The organism is Pseudoblastomonas marina (genome assembly GCF_014641655.1).
Taxonomy (GTDB): domain Bacteria; phylum Pseudomonadota; class Alphaproteobacteria; order Sphingomonadales; family Sphingomonadaceae; genus Alteriqipengyuania_A; species Alteriqipengyuania_A marina.
Map to the genome: position 1 here is coordinate 1 of NZ_BMID01000033.1, position 754 is coordinate 754.

The following is a 754-nucleotide window of genomic DNA, read 5'->3' on the forward strand; positions in this document are numbered from 1 at the left end:
AGAACATTTATCTTTAGAAGGTTTATTAAAATTAGTAGGAATAAAAGCTACATTAAATTGAGGTCTATCTGACAAATTTAAAGAAAGTTTCCCTACTGTAAAAGCAGCAGTGAGACCTTCAGTAATATACAATACTTCAGATGTTAAGGTTAAAAGCTTAAACTGAATTAGAGGATTTATAGAAGGTGAAGGATGTTTCCAAGTTATAACTCAAAATTCCCCCCCCCGAAGGGGGGGGTGGCGAAATGTTTGGTTAAGATTTTCACTAACTCAGCATATTAAAGATGAAGAGTTATTGAAGGATATAGCTATTTATCTAAATATGGGTAGATATTACAAATCACCAACACGTAATGAAGGTCAATACTTAATAACAATATTTTCAGATATAAATAATAAGCTAATACCTTTCTTAAAAGAGTACCCATTATTGGGAGTTAAACAGGAAGATTTCTTAGATTTTGTAAAGATAGCCAAACTAATAGAATCTAAAACTCATTTAACTGATGAAGGATTAGATACAATAAAGCTAATTCAAAGTAATATGAATAGCAAAAGAATAATAAAAGAAGAATAGATAAAAGTTTAGATAATTGGTAATATCAAAAATAAATAACAATAAAATACAATAAATTTCACTATGTGCTGGGAACTTCTAATGCCTTTAGGTACCAAATAATGGTAAAAATCTTAAAGGATGAAACAATGAATAATCAGCAGGAAATAAAAATAACAAGCCATGTTATGAGTAAGA

1 protein-coding gene is annotated in these 754 nt (G+C 28.8%); it reads left to right on the forward strand.

Translation table 11 applies throughout. The features are described 5' to 3' along the window. Window positions 1-178 precede the first annotated feature (178 nt). A complete protein-coding gene (locus tag IEW49_RS13440) occupies window positions 179-577 on the forward strand; it encodes an LAGLIDADG family homing endonuclease (protein WP_268235651.1) in 399 nt (132 codons plus the stop codon). Window positions 578-754 lie beyond the last annotated feature (177 nt).